15 protein-coding genes and 2 rRNA genes are annotated in these 13,182 nt (G+C 51.9%); 7 read left to right on the top strand and 10 right to left on the bottom strand.

Going from position 1 to position 13,182, the window contains the following annotated elements; genetic code table 11:
- The 4 genes from AC16KF_RS05680 to infA all read left to right on the top strand — a co-directional run.
- Positions 1-1,433: ribosomal RNA gene (locus AC16KF_RS05680) — 23S ribosomal RNA — on the top strand; the annotation flags it as partial.
- Between the two features lie 75 nt (positions 1,434-1,508).
- A 5S ribosomal RNA gene (gene rrf / locus AC16KF_RS05675) occupies positions 1,509-1,625 on the top strand.
- 229 nt (positions 1,626-1,854) lie between these two features.
- A complete protein-coding gene (rpsU, locus tag AC16KF_RS05670) occupies positions 1,855-2,055 on the top strand; it encodes a 30S ribosomal protein S21 (protein ID WP_116720379.1) in 201 nt (66 codons plus the stop codon).
- Between the two features lie 20 nt (positions 2,056-2,075).
- Entirely contained in the window at positions 2,076-2,324 is a 249-nt protein-coding gene (infA, locus tag AC16KF_RS05665; RefSeq protein WP_484036326.1) for a translation initiation factor IF-1, read from the top strand.
- Between the two features lie 114 nt (positions 2,325-2,438).
- Here the strand turns inward: infA and AC16KF_RS05660 are convergent, their stop codons facing one another.
- From AC16KF_RS05660 to panB, 3 genes are all read right to left on the bottom strand, one after another.
- Complete coding sequence (locus AC16KF_RS05660) at positions 2,439-3,362, bottom strand: zinc-ribbon domain-containing protein (RefSeq protein ID WP_484036325.1); 924 nt, start codon at positions 3,360-3,362, stop codon at positions 2,439-2,441.
- A 44-nt stretch (positions 3,363-3,406) separates the two neighbouring features.
- Positions 3,407-4,387, bottom strand: coding sequence for a ketopantoate reductase family protein (locus tag AC16KF_RS05655; protein ID WP_484036324.1), 981 nt, complete (start codon positions 4,385-4,387; stop codon positions 3,407-3,409).
- Positions 4,388-4,450: 63 nt separating this feature from the next.
- Positions 4,451-5,335 carry a 3-methyl-2-oxobutanoate hydroxymethyltransferase gene (gene panB / locus AC16KF_RS05650; RefSeq protein ID WP_484036323.1) on the bottom strand — a complete coding sequence of 295 codons (885 nt, stop codon included), beginning with the start codon at positions 5,333-5,335 and terminating at the stop codon, positions 4,451-4,453.
- Between the two features lie 234 nt (positions 5,336-5,569).
- Between panB and AC16KF_RS05645 the strand changes: the two genes are divergently transcribed.
- Complete coding sequence (locus tag AC16KF_RS05645; RefSeq protein ID WP_484036322.1) at positions 5,570-5,788, top strand: YtxH domain-containing protein; 219 nt, start codon at positions 5,570-5,572, stop codon at positions 5,786-5,788.
- 403 nt (positions 5,789-6,191) lie between these two features.
- Entirely contained in the window at positions 6,192-6,404 is a 213-nt protein-coding gene (locus tag AC16KF_RS05640) for a DUF2281 domain-containing protein (protein ID WP_484036321.1), read from the top strand.
- 213 nt (positions 6,405-6,617) lie between these two features.
- Here the strand turns inward: AC16KF_RS05640 and AC16KF_RS05635 are convergent, their stop codons facing one another.
- Entirely contained in the window at positions 6,618-6,788 is a 171-nt protein-coding gene (locus AC16KF_RS05635) for a hypothetical protein (protein WP_484036320.1), read from the bottom strand.
- Positions 6,789-7,022: 234 nt separating this feature from the next.
- Here AC16KF_RS05635 and AC16KF_RS05630 point away from each other — a divergent pair, with 234 nt between their 5' ends.
- Positions 7,023-8,435 (top strand): hypothetical protein, encoded by a 1,413-nt coding sequence (locus AC16KF_RS05630; RefSeq protein ID WP_484036319.1) that lies wholly within the window; start codon positions 7,023-7,025, stop codon positions 8,433-8,435.
- Positions 8,436-8,576: 141 nt separating this feature from the next.
- Here AC16KF_RS05630 and AC16KF_RS05625 read toward each other — a convergent pair whose 3' ends face one another.
- From AC16KF_RS05625 to AC16KF_RS05600, 6 genes are all read right to left on the bottom strand, one after another.
- Complete coding sequence (locus tag AC16KF_RS05625) at positions 8,577-9,734, bottom strand: thiolase C-terminal domain-containing protein (RefSeq protein ID WP_484036318.1); 1,158 nt, start codon at positions 9,732-9,734, stop codon at positions 8,577-8,579.
- Between the two features lie 11 nt (positions 9,735-9,745).
- Positions 9,746-10,174 carry a hypothetical protein gene (locus tag AC16KF_RS05620; protein WP_484036317.1) on the bottom strand — a complete coding sequence of 143 codons (429 nt, stop codon included), beginning with the start codon at positions 10,172-10,174 and terminating at the stop codon, positions 9,746-9,748.
- A gap of 85 nt (positions 10,175-10,259) precedes the next feature.
- Complete coding sequence (locus AC16KF_RS05615) at positions 10,260-11,339, bottom strand: hydroxymethylglutaryl-CoA synthase (protein ID WP_484036316.1); 1,080 nt, start codon at positions 11,337-11,339, stop codon at positions 10,260-10,262.
- Between the two features lie 18 nt (positions 11,340-11,357).
- On the bottom strand, positions 11,358-12,161 hold the full coding sequence (locus tag AC16KF_RS05610; RefSeq protein WP_484036315.1) for a GIY-YIG nuclease family protein: 804 nt from the start codon (positions 12,159-12,161) through the stop codon (positions 11,358-11,360).
- A 140-nt stretch (positions 12,162-12,301) separates the two neighbouring features.
- Positions 12,302-12,688 (bottom strand): toxin-antitoxin system TumE family protein, encoded by a 387-nt coding sequence (locus AC16KF_RS05605; RefSeq protein WP_484036314.1) that lies wholly within the window; start codon positions 12,686-12,688, stop codon positions 12,302-12,304.
- The gene (locus AC16KF_RS05600; RefSeq protein WP_484036313.1) at positions 12,672-12,992 is read right to left on the bottom strand and encodes a hypothetical protein; all 321 of its coding nucleotides are present in this window, start codon (positions 12,990-12,992) and stop codon (positions 12,672-12,674) included. Before AC16KF_RS05600 ends, AC16KF_RS05605 begins: the two co-directional genes overlap by 17 nt.
- Between the last annotated feature and the right edge of the window lie 190 nt (positions 12,993-13,182).

Genomic DNA, 13,182 nt, shown 5'->3' with positions numbered 1-13,182 from the left:
GGATGCAGGTGCGATCTGTTTAGGCGTTGAGGCTGATTGGCAAATCCGTCAGCTGAGCTGAGACAAGAGCGAGCCGTAAGGCATAAGTGGTTGAGCCTTGTTGCCGAGAAAAGCCTCTAAACGTTGATTATTGAGTGCCCGTACCGCAATCCGACACTGGTAGATGGGTAGAGTATACCAAGGCGAACGGGAGAACCCTTGTTAAGGAACTAGGCAACATGACCCCGTAACTTCGGGAGAAGGGGTACCTTCTAGCGTTAGGGCAACCAAAGCGCAGGAAGGTCGCAGTGAAATGGCTCTGGCGACTGTTTAACAAAAACACAGGTCTCTGCTAAGCCGTAAGGCGATGTATAGGGGCTGACGCGTGCCCAGTGCCGGAAGGTTAAGGAGAGAGGTTAGCGCAAGCGAAGCTTTGAACCGAAGCCCCGGTGAACGGCGGCCGTAACTATAACGGTCCTAAGGTAGCGAAATTCCTTGTCGGGTAAGTTCCGACCCGCACGAACCGCGTAACGATCAGAGCACTGTCTCAACAAGGGACCCGGTGAAGTTGAAATGGCTGTGAAGATGCGGCCTACCCGCAGCAGGACAAAAAGACCCCGTGGAGCTTTACTGCAACTTGGCATTGCGTTTGGGTATCGTCTGTGTAGCATAGGTGGGAGGCTTTGAAGCTGGGGCGCTAGCCTCGGTGGAGCCATCAGTGAAATACCACCCTGATAATACTTAGACTCTAACCCCGTTCCGTCATCCGGGCGGGGGACCGTGCCAGGTGGGCAGTTTGACTGGGGCGGTCGCCTCCTAAAAGGTAACGGAGGCGCCCAAAGGTTCCCTCAGGTGGAATGGAAACCCACCACAGAGTGTAAAGGCATAAGGGAGCTTGACTGCAAGACCAACGCGTCGAGCAGATACGAAAGTAGGGCTTAGTGATCCCACGGTACCGAGTGGAAGGGCCGTGGCTTACCGGATAAAAGCTACCCCGGGGATAACAGGCTGGTGAGATCCAAGAGTTCACATCGACGATCTCGCTCGGCACCTCGATGTCGGCTCATCGCATCCTGGGGCTGGACAAGGTCCCAAGGGTCGGGCTGTTCGCCCGTTAAAGCGGTACGCGAGCTGGGTTCAGACCGTCGTGAGACAGGTCGGTCTCTATCCGCTGTGGGCGTAAGGGATTTGAGAGGAGCTGCTCCTAGTACGAGAGGACCGGAGTGGACTGACCTCTGGTGTGCCAGTTGTTCCGCCAGGAGCATTGCTGGGTAGCTACGTCGGGCAGAGATAACCGCTGAAAGCATCTAAGTGGGAAACTCGCCTCAAGATTAGATCCCTGTATTCTGGTTAACAGAGTAAGACCGCAGGTAGACCACCTGCTATATAGGCAACAAGTGTAAGCGCAGTAATGTGTTGAGCTAAGTTGTACTAATGGTCGAGGGCTGAATCCCGTGATGTGGAGAACTTATTACTCTTCCACGCAAATCTTATCAGTTACTGTTCAGCACTACCTTGTGAAATAGTCTCTTGGTGATTGGAGCGACGGGGGTACACCCGGTCACATCCCGAACCCGGCAGTTAAGTCCGTCAGCGCCGATGGTACTTGGAGGGCGACCTCCTGGGAGAGTAGGTCATTGCCAAGAGGCTTTTCTTAAAAAAGCACACGCGCAGTCTATCCAACTGCGCGTGTTTCATGTATAATTAATCTTGCAGTTCGGTTGACGGGCATAGCCCCGATTACAAAAGAGGAGCGTGAAGCGCACGGTTTGATCCAGCGATCATTTTGTCGTTTCTTATTTCTTGAAAGACCCTCAACCGACTCTGCATGTAAGCAGAGTTTTTTATTTTCATGCGGGAAGGAGGTGACTTCGTTTGGCATCCGTAAATCTTCGTAATGGCGAATCGCAAGACTCGCTGTTGAAACGCTTTCGCAAAAAGGTCGTCAAGAGCGGAGTGCTCAGCACCGTCCGCCGCAAACGCTGGTTCGTCTCCAAAAGCGAACAGCGCCGAATGGAAAAGAAAAAAGCGATCCGTCGCATCAAGCGGCGCACCTTCACCCGCGACGGCGAGTGAAACAAGTAGAAAGAGACACTATGGCTAAGGAAGAAGATAAAATTCGCGCCGAAGGACTTGTGATCGAGGCGCTGCCCGGCACCCAGTTCCGCGTGAGGCTCGATAACGGGCATGAAGTGCTCGCCTACCTCTCCGGTAAAATGCGTAAACACTACATTCGCATCCTGCTCGGAGACCGCGTCGCGATGGAAATGTCGCCGTATGATCTGACCCGCGCGCGCATCACGTTCCGCCAGCGCAAAAATGCGCCCATGCCTGTGCAAGAATAGCCATCCCTCCTTTTTCATTGATGGAACTGAAACGGCTCTCGAAGTTTCGAGAGCCGTTTTACATTTAATGCGGATGGACACAACGCTTCTTTCCACAAGTGCGGCTGGTTCGCCCTACCTCGCGCGGAGTTTGCTCCCGCACGCGCGGCAGAAGCGATCCCCGGCGACGGCGCGCGTGCCGCATTGGTGGCAATAGACTTCCTCTTGCGATTCATCCGTTTGGGAGCCTGCGCGTTTACCGCGTCGTTTTCGAGAGTTGGAGGAGTGCGATACATTCGATTGCAGGGATCGACGATACAAGATCAACACAAAACCGATCATAGCGATCCCGATCCCGCCGACAATCCATGGAAGATTGTCCACCGAAGTACGGCCCAACGTATCCTCGCCCAATGGCTCAGACGGTTGCACCTGGCTGACCGCGTTTGGAGAAGTAAGCGACTCTGTGTCTCGTCGATATTCCAGCTCCATTTGATAAGAATGTCCCATCTTCAGGCTGTTTTTGTTAACGGTAGCAATGAGGAACTGACCATCTTGCGAAGTCGCAAAGGTGTTGGCGGGATCGATCATAACCTCGCGGCTATCGACGGGAAGGCTTAGAGTCAGGCGGAACTCGTTTACTTGATAGTCGCCGAACCATTTGTAAATAAACGATCGTGTGTTCCCTTCACGCAACATGGGTTGATAATATTCAATGCGATACGGCGCGTAGGAATCCACATTCAACGCGATCGTTTGCCAGTCGCCTTGCTGGGTAGGCGTCTCAAAAGGAGCGTTAATCAACTGCCCGTTCACATTAGAAGCCACCGCGGTCAAGTTTCCCTCTTTTGGGAATCGCAACATCACTTGAGCCGGGAGCGGCGTTTCTGCCGACACGACAAATTCATTGATGATCAGCATGCTTGGCTGGTCGTATTCAGCCCATAGTTCAATGCTGAGAAAATCCAATTTGACCTCTCCCTGCGCGCGCGCTTTCGATGGAAAAGCAAGCAGAAGAGAGATGAGAAAAAAAGCATACCACTGTTTTATTTGAGACATGCAGACACCTCTCCCCGAATCTTACCATGTAAATCAATATCAATTCACTGTGGGCTCTGAAGCGAGCGCGTCAGTTGCCAGCACGCCCAGTTCATTGGTGTTTCGATATTACGTTTCTTCCCGATCTCGACCACCGCGCCGCAGATCGCGTCGATTTCCGTGGGCGCGTTGCGGAGCACATCCTGCAACATGGACGATTGATTTGCTGAAGTCTTGCGCGCCACCTCTTCCACCATCGCTACGGGATCGTTGAAGGGCAGTGTTATTTTTTCCGCGCGGGCAACTTCGGCGACTTCACTTGCTAATCTCGCCATCATCTCGCGCGCGGAAGGACGATTCAATAACTCGCCGTTTGGCACGCGGAGCAACGCGGTCAATGGGTTGATCGCCGCATTGATGACGAGTTTTCCCCACACCAACGATTGCGCGTCTTCGACGAGATGCACGTTGAATTTTGCCGAGAGCAATGCTGATTCGATAGGATCGAGTTTTTCATGACGTTGAATCGTGACAACTCCCTCGCCCCCGGCGCGCGCTAATCCCGGTGCTACGAGGGTTGCGCCGGTGGTTGTGCTTCCTAAGGCAACGCGGGAATGTTTAGCCACAGAGATCACAGAGTTCTTTGAGTTTTCTTCTCTTTTTTTCTCTGCGCTCTCTGTGGCTGATTTATTTAAAACTTGTGCGAGTGTTTCGTAATTGCCGATCCCGTTTTGGAGCGTGACCGCGAGTCCATCGTCCGCGAGACATTCTGAAAGTTGATTTGCGGTGCGTTCCGTTTGCCATGCTTTGACCAGCACGAGCGCGTGTTTCGCGCCAACACATTCACGCGGATCGTCCGTAGCGCGGACTTTGAACGCTGTTTCGTTTCCATTGGAATCAACGATCCGCGCGCCATCTTTTTGCAGGGACGCGATTCCCTCCTTCCATGTGCCGAGCATGGTGACGTTGTATCCCACCTGCGATAAACGCGCCGCGAACAGAGTTCCCAGCGCCCCAGTGCCGAGGATGAGGATATCGTTTGCCATGTTACGCAATACGCAGTACGCAATACGTTTTACTCCATACTGCGTACTGCGTGGTTTGTTGTTTTAGATGAGTTCCTTTTGCAAAGATTCCCACTCTTTGTCGTCCATCTCAACGGTGTGTTCCTGCGCGGGAAAGCGTTTCGATTCGACATCTTCGATGAAATCGCCGAACGCTTTTTGCATCTCGCTGTGAAAGTTCGCGTACTTCTTGACGAACTTCGGCGTGAAGCGGTCGAACAGACCGAGCAGGTCGTGCGTGACCAGCACTTGCCCGTCACAGCCTGCGCCCGCGCCGATTCCGATGGTGGGGATGGAAATCTTTTTGGAGATCAACTCCGCCAGCCGCGCAGGGACCGATTCAAGCACGATGGCGAAACAGCCCGCCCCTTCGAGAATGAGCGCATCTTCCACGAGTCGTTTCGCGGCGACGGCGGTCTTGCCTTGCGCGCGGAATCCGCCAAGTTGGTTGACCGACTGCGGCGTGAGTCCAAGATGCCCCATGACGGGAATCCCCGCGTTGACGATGGAGCGGATCGCATCCGCGCGTTCGCGTCCGCCCTCGAGTTTGACCGCGTCCATGCCGCCGTGCTGGAGGAAGCGTCCCGCGTTGCGCGTCGCCTCTTCGACGGACACTTGATACGACATGAACGGCATATCGCCGACGAGCAGGGCGGACTTTGCTCCGCGTGAGACGGCGCGGCAGTGATGGAGCATCTCCTCCATGGTGACGGGAAGCGTGTTTTCGTATCCCAGCACCACCATGCCGAGCGAATCGCCGACGAGAATGGAATCGACTCCCGCCTTGTCCATCGCCAGCGCGGTGGGATAGTCGTAGGCGGTGAGCATGGTGATGATCTCGCCGCGTTCCTTTTTCTGGCGATAGGTGAGCGTGGTGACTTTTTTGCGCGCGGTCGTTGCCGCGCTGGTGGAAATTGGTGTTGCAGACATGGTATCCTCCGAATAGGTAGGAGCCGTTTGGTGCGGTCGTCCCCTTGTCGCCGCGGTGGACAGGCTTGGGTAAATTTTGCCGTCGCGTTCACGCAAAGCGGATACGCGCGGTACTCGTATTATTCCACAAATCTCCTTTTTCGCCTATAATAAATTTATAAATAATGCTGAAGCCGCCGTCCTCGGCGGCGGGGACGCCGCCGAGAGCAAGGTAGATAATAGAGGAGAATTTCCATGAAACGCATGTTTGGCTTTTTGATCGGAATTTTTGTCGGCAGTCTCGTCGGTTCGACAATTGCGCTGTTGATGGCGCCTGAATCGGGCGAGGAACTGCGCGGGATGATCCGCGCGCGCGGCGAGAACTTCTTCAACGATGTGCGCCACGCGGCGGACGAACGACGCATCGAATTGCGTCACCAGTTAGAGTCCATGCGCGCGCCGAGGGGGGAATAGAACTTAAACAGACAGGGCACACGTGGACCCGCCTTACTCATACACGTGTTCGTAAAACCCCTCCGCCCTCTGCATATTTCTCCCATACTCTGCGCGTGATGAAATGATCTCTCGATTCAAGCCTGCGGATTTCTCCCGCAGGTTTTTGTTTTCGATGTACAATAAAGGCGAGGTGCAATATGACCTTTGCTCAACTTCTAACCGAAATTGACCGACTCTCAACTGACGAGAGACTGAAATTGATGGAAGCGTTAACTCGCTCCCTTCAAGTTGATATGCGTCCCTTGCGGAAATCGCGTAAGGGGTCGTCATTGAAACGCGTCCGAGGCGCGCTTCGCCTGCGAGGGGGCAAGGCCCCTACCGACCGGGAACTGCGTGACGAGTACGTCAATCGAGGTGTAATATGACCCTTCACGAACAAATCCAAGAACAAATTGCTAAACTGTCTCCTGAAAAACAGAACGAGGTGATGGATTTCATTTCTTTTCTGCAACAGCAAAGCCCGACGCGCGCATCTCGTAAGCGTCAGTCGTTGAAAAAACATCCTGCCTTCGGATCATGGCGCGGACGGAAAATAAACGCGCTGACGTATCAGAACACCCTTCGTGCTGAGTGAGATGTACAAATTAATTCGTAAGATGTAATTACGAATTACCAATTACTCTATTGTAAAACCCCTCCACCCTCTGCGTATTCCTCCCATGCTCTGCGCGTGACGAAATGATCTCCCGATTCAAACCTGCGGACTTCTCCCGCAGGTTTTTGTTTTCTACAGTTTTGATGGACATAGATTTTGAACCTCGTAATGCGACACGTGAAGCGTGTCGCTCTACCCACTTTGCAAAATATGACTCACCGCCGTAGACGCGGGTCTGCCCAGCGACTGCAATAACAGAGTGATTCTATTCTGAAATTGAGTTGCTTCTACCTTACCCTCGAAGCCTGTGCCGCCGTATCCATGTCCCGCCATACGCTTGCAGTCCACCAATTGTTGCCACAATTTGGATAAACCTTGTCGATATAACTGTGGGGTTGATTTATGTTATCAGCATCCCGAAATTTCTATGCTCGTTTTCCTTCTCAAGAGTCGAACTCTCAAATCCTATCAAAGTTTTACGCTGATTGGAAATGAGAGTCGTTAGCAGAAACTGCTTTGTATTCATCGGGTTGTCGTATGCAAAGTTTATCGACGCAACATTTTGTGTTGCTGTCCCTGCTTTGAAATGGAGATGAAATGAACCGCTATCAAAAACTCATGCTCGGTTTCTTGTTAATGATCTCGCTGGCGTGCGGTGGTTTGCAAATACAACCAGGCGCGCCATCAATGCCGACTTCGGATCCCGGCGCAATCAACACCTATATTGCCCAAACTGCGGAAGCGGCGTTCACACAGACCGCCAGCGCCGCGCCGCCAACCTTTACCCCCACCTCTACATCAACTTCAACGCCGACACTTGTGGTAACTGAAACTCCCCTGCCAACGATTTCTGTTCATATCGAACAGGCAAACCTTGACTCAAATTCCCTGCTCATCGTTGGTCAATTAATCGGAACGCTGGCTGAGACAGGTTATCGGAGCGTCGCAACGCTTAGCCTTTTTGATTCCCAGAAAAATAAACTTCTGGAGCAGGAAGCGCCTTGCGCCGAAACACCCAATGAAGCAGATAGACTCTGCATATTTAAATTTTCAATTCCAGAACTTCCAGCCGACTTTGCCAGTTACCAAATCATGGGACGAATCCAACTCGGTAACGGCTTGACCTTGACCGGCCAAATGGAAAGCGCGGTAGCGGGAGGGGAAACGCAGGCAAATGTCTCTGAAGGTAACTTGACACAAGTCCCCTCGCCATCGCCCCAGCCTGTTCAACCTGCGGTATTCATCTCGAAAAACAATGTTTCCATCTCTGCATCCTTTTCTTCTTCTTTTTATTATAGACCTGAAAATGGCTCGTTTTTACGCGCCACCGTAACCTATTACGGCGATCCCGTTTTAGCAAACGCTGCAAATCTCAAATTCTGCGCTTCCATCGTTGAACATCGGAAGTACGAATCGGGAAAAACCGCGCAAGTCGTCCTAACGGACGAATGCAAGGATGCGTACTTTTCAGAAGCTGACAAGCCGGCAAGCCTGTCCAACAATTATTTCTTCAAGCCTTCAGGCTATAGTTTTGTTTTGACCGACAGCCCCGATGGTCGTTATCAAATTTTAGACGTTCGCGCCGTGGTCACGTTGGAACAAAATCAGCAGGTGTTGGCAGCCTCGGAGCAGTCGCATCATCCCGTGCCTGTGCGCGTGGTTAATACTTCACTGTATTCCACGCAGGCGACCGCCACCGTTGAGATCATGGCTGGGCAAGGTCAAACATACGACCTTGCGCTCAGGGTCTATCAAGTTGAAGGAGATCCAGATGAAGTTTTCTGGAGTTCCCTCCTTTTCTTTATCCCTTGCATTGTACCGGGAATTTGCGATGACCAAAAGATGATTGGCGAATCTTCCCAACCAATCGAACTCACACCCGGCGAGAAGGTGACAATTTCCACCAGTAACTCCATCGCCCCAGTTTCTGAAGAAGGAAATGTCATTACAGGATATGAAATGGTCGTCTATTTTGAAAATATTATGATTGGTAGAACTCTACCCGAATAAATCTGAACGCTGATCGCGCAGAAAACGCAGATTTTCTTTTCTTGAATCAGCGAAATCAGCGTTTTTCAGCGCCCAAAAAATATTTTGTTTATTACGGATAAGGTCTAACATTGAACCACGCAACTTGACATTCATGTCGCGCTATGCTCTTTGCAAGATATGACTCACTGCCGTTGATGCGGGTCCGCCAAGGGATTGGATCAACGCGGTCTTCGCATTCGGGATTTGATTCGCTTCGCCCTCACCTCGAAGCTGGGCCACCGCATCCACAGCCTGATACACGCCTGAGGCGCCGCCCGCGAAGCCGCGCGCTTTCATTCCGCCCATTGTTGCACACGGGATTTTTCCCTTCAACCCGATTTCATTGTCTGCGGCAAGTTTCCATCCCTTACCTTTGATAGCGAATCCCACCGCTTCGAGTTGTAACGCGGCGTAGACGCTGAATATGTCGTGATACTCAAACAAGTCAATGTCATCCAACACCGCGCCGACTTGTTTCATCGCCTTGCCAGCGGAGATTTGCGCGGTGTCGAAGTACAGCATGTCTTTGCGATCATGCAATGCAAGCGTATCCGATGAAGAAGCCGAGCCAGCGATTTTCACCAGAGGATGTGAGAAATTGTTTGGCAATAACTCTTGGCGGGTCAATACAACTGCCGCCGCGCCGTCTGCGTTGGGAGCCATGTCGAACATGTTGAGCGGATCGCTGACCATTTCGGCTTTAGCGTAAGTCTCGGGCTTGATGGCTTTGCGGAACATCGCGTGTTTATTTGCGACTCCGTTCGCGTGGGCGGTCAATGCAAAACCAGCGAACCCGTCTTTGGGGACATCGTACTCGTGCATGTAGCGTTTCATCAACAATGCGGCTTGCGCGGCGGGAGTCATCCCCTGCACCGACTCGAAATCCGCGTCCCCTGTGGTGGCGAGAGCCGCGTCCACGCCTGAGCCGACTTTATCTGTAAACTTCTCCACGCCGACGACGAGCGCGACATCCACCAATCCACTTTTGACGGCGAGATAGCCTTGCCGCAACGCCGCGCCGCCTGATGCGCCCGCGGCTTCGATGGTCACGGCTTCGATGCCGAGCAAGCCCGCGTAATCCGCGATCAACACGCCGAGATGCGCCTGATTGGAAAGATTCGGCGCGAGCATATTGCCGACGAATAACGATTGCGGTTTCAATCCGCCCGAATCTTTGACGGCTTCTTGAATGGCGGCAAAGGCAAGGTCGCGCAGACCAATGTCCCAATGCTCGCCGACTTCTGTTTGTCCGATACCTGCGATGATGACTTCTGTCATGTTGTGTTATCTCACTTTGAAGTAAAAAGAAATTCTGCGGGTTCATCAGACGGATAGGCGACCGATGACGGTCCGATGAGTTGCAAGTTGCTGTCTTTTGGCGCTTCCATGCGCAACGTCACGGGATAGTCAACGCCGCCGGGGATGGTGATGAAGGCATAGCCTGTTTTGTCGGTCAAGCCGCCGGTTTCGAATCCGCCCTGAAGTGTAACAATCAGAGTCGCATTCTCTATGGGCGTATCTTCCGAGTCGATTACACCGTTACCATTGACATCGAGATATGCGTAACCCGAAAAAAAGGCATCTACGATGGGTCGGATATCCGGTGTTGGCGTGGGGGAGAGGAAGGTACAGCCCATGATGAACAACAAAAGAATGAGCATGGCGGCGAGTTTGCCGAGTTGTGTTTGTCTGAATTGGGCGATGATGATATTTGTCATATATGCGCTCCGTTGGACACGTAGACAGGCACACAGGGAAACACATTTCTCGCGGTCTTGTGTACCTGTCTACGTGTGTACTTGTTTACTTCATCGCTAGCTTCCCGCGGAAACGGACATACGTTGCGTAATCAATCTCTGTTCGGCGCTTGACGTACTCTTGTGTCTTCGTGGCGAGGCTGGCGCGGAGCGGGGCGTTGTCAGTGACGGAAATGTCGAAGGCGTCGGAACCAGCTCCACTTCCGAAAGAGACGACGAGAATCCGATCGCCAGGCTGGGCGATGTCGAGAGTCGCAGTGAGTCCGATCATCGCCGCGCCCGCGTACGTATTCCCGATCACAGGGACGAGAAGCCCAGGTTCGATCTGATCCATCGAGAAGCCGAGACCCGATGCGACGCGTTGCGGAAATTTTGTGTTGGGCTGGTGGAAGACCGCCCACTTGTAATCTTTGGCGGTCGTGCCGCTGGCTTCCATCAGATGCGTGGCGGCTTCGCTGACGTGTTTGAAATAGGCGGGTTCGCCCGTGAAGCGCATGCCGTGTTCGGGATATTTCGCGTCGGAGCGCCGCCAGAAATCGGGCGTGTCGGTGACGTACGAATACGAGGCGTTGATGACCGCCAGCGATTCTTCGGCGGGACCGAGAATGTACGCGCCGCCGCCCGCGCCTGCGGTGTACTCGAGCGCGTCGCCTGGCTTGCCTTGCGCGGTGTCCATGCCGATCGCCATCGCGTACTTGCCCATGCCCGAGCCGACCAAGCCCATCGCGGCGACGAGCGCTTCGGTGCCTGCCTTGCAAGCGAATTCCCAATCGGCGGCTTGCGTGTTGGGGACCGCGCCAATCGCCTCAGCGACCAAGGTGGAGGTTGGCTTCACCGCATACGGGTGGGACTCGCTCCCGACCCAGACCGCCCGCAATTCAGTCGGGTCAATTTGCGCGCGTTTCATCGCGTTGCGCGCCGCTTCAATGGACATGGTGATGACGTCTTCATCCAGCCCAGGGACGGCTTTCTCTTTGATGGGGAGTCCGCCTTTGCCGCCCGTCCATACGCGCGCGACTTCTTTTGCGGGCAGACGATAGCGCGGCACGTATGCGCCGTAGCCAATGATGCCAACGGGTTTGGCTGGTTTGAGGAGGGTGGGGGGGTGAGGGTGAGGGGAGGTCATTTATGCGCCTTCTTGAATTCAATTTGAGTTATATCCAAATTGCCTTGATAATAAAACCTTTTTCCAATAGGTTTCTCTTTCAATAATAAATTCATCTGTCGAATGTGTGTCGGCAATTTCAAGAACAGAATATTGGAAATTACTAGCGTAATCAATACTTTTTTCTTGAATCAATTCTCTGAGTTCGCTGTTGCCACCATGTCCTGTTTTGGCGTAACTTTCCCATCTTTGCCAAAGTCCATCATTACCAGTTGCACTTCCAATATACAATTTCCCCGAAAGGATGTCAGAGATTAAGTATATTCCTTTGACACTAGATAAAGCAGATTTCCAAGATGGCTCTTGTTGCCCGACAATTACTTTTAATTGTCGATGCGAAAGAATAACTTTGTTGTATCCAGGAAAATCCCCGATTGAGATTGGTGTTGGTTTGATTTCAACAAGCTCTAAATGCTTTCCGTATTTATGCCCCCAAACATATGAAGCTCTTCCCTCGCGTTTATAGTGAATAATTGCTCTGCCAATTAAATCATCTTGATTGGGCAGAAGTTGTGTGTTGTAGCGAAAAGAAGCTCTTGTTCCTTTTCCAACGCTAAGTATTTTGTAAATGCCAGCAAATAACCATGTGTCCCTTTCAATATTAATTAAACTGAGAACGTAATCACATTCAAAGTTCTTGTTAGACTGCTCTTCCTGCCATTCTTTGAATTTTCCCTCTAGAAATGCGTCAATCGGAGGGTATTCTTTTCCTGTAGCGAGGTGAATTTTGTAATTATCAAGTGGAAGATTCTTTGTCTTAAGTATTTCAATCAAACTAAGCATAATTCATCCAGTAATTTTATATTTATTTCACATACCAAAACTTTGACGTCAAGCCTGCGGGGTTGACCTCATCCCTGCCCCTCTCGCTTCGACACGCTCAGCGCGGCGCCTAAAGGAGAGGGGGAAGGCGTTTGAACAAATCAATCTTCTTCATCCTGTGCTTCCATCCAATTGGCGATTTTTTTCAACACGATTTTCAAATCGCGTTTGACATTGCCAGTCAATGGCGATTCGTAGACTTTACCATTTTCATCATGGAAGTGGTGGGGAGCAGTGGTGAGATGTTCGTAATGAGGTGAATTGTCCCAACGTAGGAGAGGGACAGTAGTAAACAATTGATAGGCGTAATCCAGCGATTCGGGTTCGATATGAATCCAGATTTGCAGAGTGTGGTCTTTGGATAGTTGACTGCGGAGCTTGGCTTCCAATCTGCCCGAAGGAGTCTCATCGTAGTTGACGACGCGCGTACTTTGAATCAGATCGTTTCCTTGCAATATCTCCAAAACATCGTCAACGATTTTGCTCATGGCGCAATTCCTGATAGGTCTTTTGCCAGTCCGTCAACATGGAGCGGGCGGACTTCCACGCCAACCAGTCATCTTCCTGCTGAGGTGTGGCTTTCCCTTTCAGGCGCGCGCTGAATTTGCCGAAGTCTACCCCATATTTGTTTTCCATTTTTCGGATTCGGCGGCGATAGTAACTCATCTTGCTTTGCACAGTGACAATTGCCATATCCCAAAGCGCATCTTCCACGGTGGAAAAGCGTTTTGAAGCAACCAGCGAATTCGCAACTTTGTTTAATACCGAATATGGAGATTGATGTAATGTCATTCTTGCTCCTTTTGACGAATTATACTCTTTTAGAAATTGCACGTACCAAAACTTTGACGTCAAACTGAAAGACCTGACAGGCCTACTCTAAAGAGTACTTCGTCCGCGAGAGGGTGGTGGGTTGCGACCTGAGTCCGCGTGAGGGTTGTGGTTGGTATTGGCGCGGATGAGACACTTCGACAAGCTCAGT

It is taken from the genome of Candidatus Defluviilinea gracilis, from assembly GCF_057138825.1.
This window is presented reverse-complemented; position numbering and strand designations above follow the sequence as displayed.

Coding starts and splice junctions, on each gene's coding strand:
- AC16KF_RS05655 (WP_484036324.1), bottom strand. CDS start 4,387: ATGGCAAACGATATCCTCATCCTCGGCACTGGGGCGCTGGGAACTCTG.
- AC16KF_RS05640 (WP_484036321.1), top strand. CDS start 6,192: ATGACCCTTCACGAACAAATCCAAGAACAAATTGCTAAACTGTCTCCT.
- AC16KF_RS05600 (WP_484036313.1), bottom strand. CDS start 12,992: ATGACATTACATCAATCTCCATATTCGGTATTAAACAAAGTTGCGAAT.
- AC16KF_RS05630 (WP_484036319.1), top strand. CDS start 7,023: ATGAACCGCTATCAAAAACTCATGCTCGGTTTCTTGTTAATGATCTCG.
- AC16KF_RS05625 (WP_484036318.1), bottom strand. CDS start 9,734: ATGACAGAAGTCATCATCGCAGGTATCGGACAAACAGAAGTCGGCGAG.
- infA (WP_484036326.1), top strand. CDS start 2,076: ATGGCTAAGGAAGAAGATAAAATTCGCGCCGAAGGACTTGTGATCGAG.
- panB (WP_484036323.1), bottom strand. CDS start 5,335: ATGTCTGCAACACCAATTTCCACCAGCGCGGCAACGACCGCGCGCAAA.
- AC16KF_RS05620 (WP_484036317.1), bottom strand. CDS start 10,174: ATGACAAATATCATCATCGCCCAATTCAGACAAACACAACTCGGCAAA.
- AC16KF_RS05660 (WP_484036325.1), bottom strand. CDS start 3,362: ATGTCTCAAATAAAACAGTGGTATGCTTTTTTTCTCATCTCTCTTCTG.
- AC16KF_RS05610 (WP_484036315.1), bottom strand. CDS start 12,161: ATGCTTAGTTTGATTGAAATACTTAAGACAAAGAATCTTCCACTTGAT.
- AC16KF_RS05605 (WP_484036314.1), bottom strand. CDS start 12,688: ATGAGCAAAATCGTTGACGATGTTTTGGAGATATTGCAAGGAAACGAT.
- AC16KF_RS05615 (WP_484036316.1), bottom strand. CDS start 11,339: ATGACCTCCCCTCACCCTCACCCCCCCACCCTCCTCAAACCAGCCAAA.
- AC16KF_RS05645 (WP_484036322.1), top strand. CDS start 5,570: ATGAAACGCATGTTTGGCTTTTTGATCGGAATTTTTGTCGGCAGTCTC.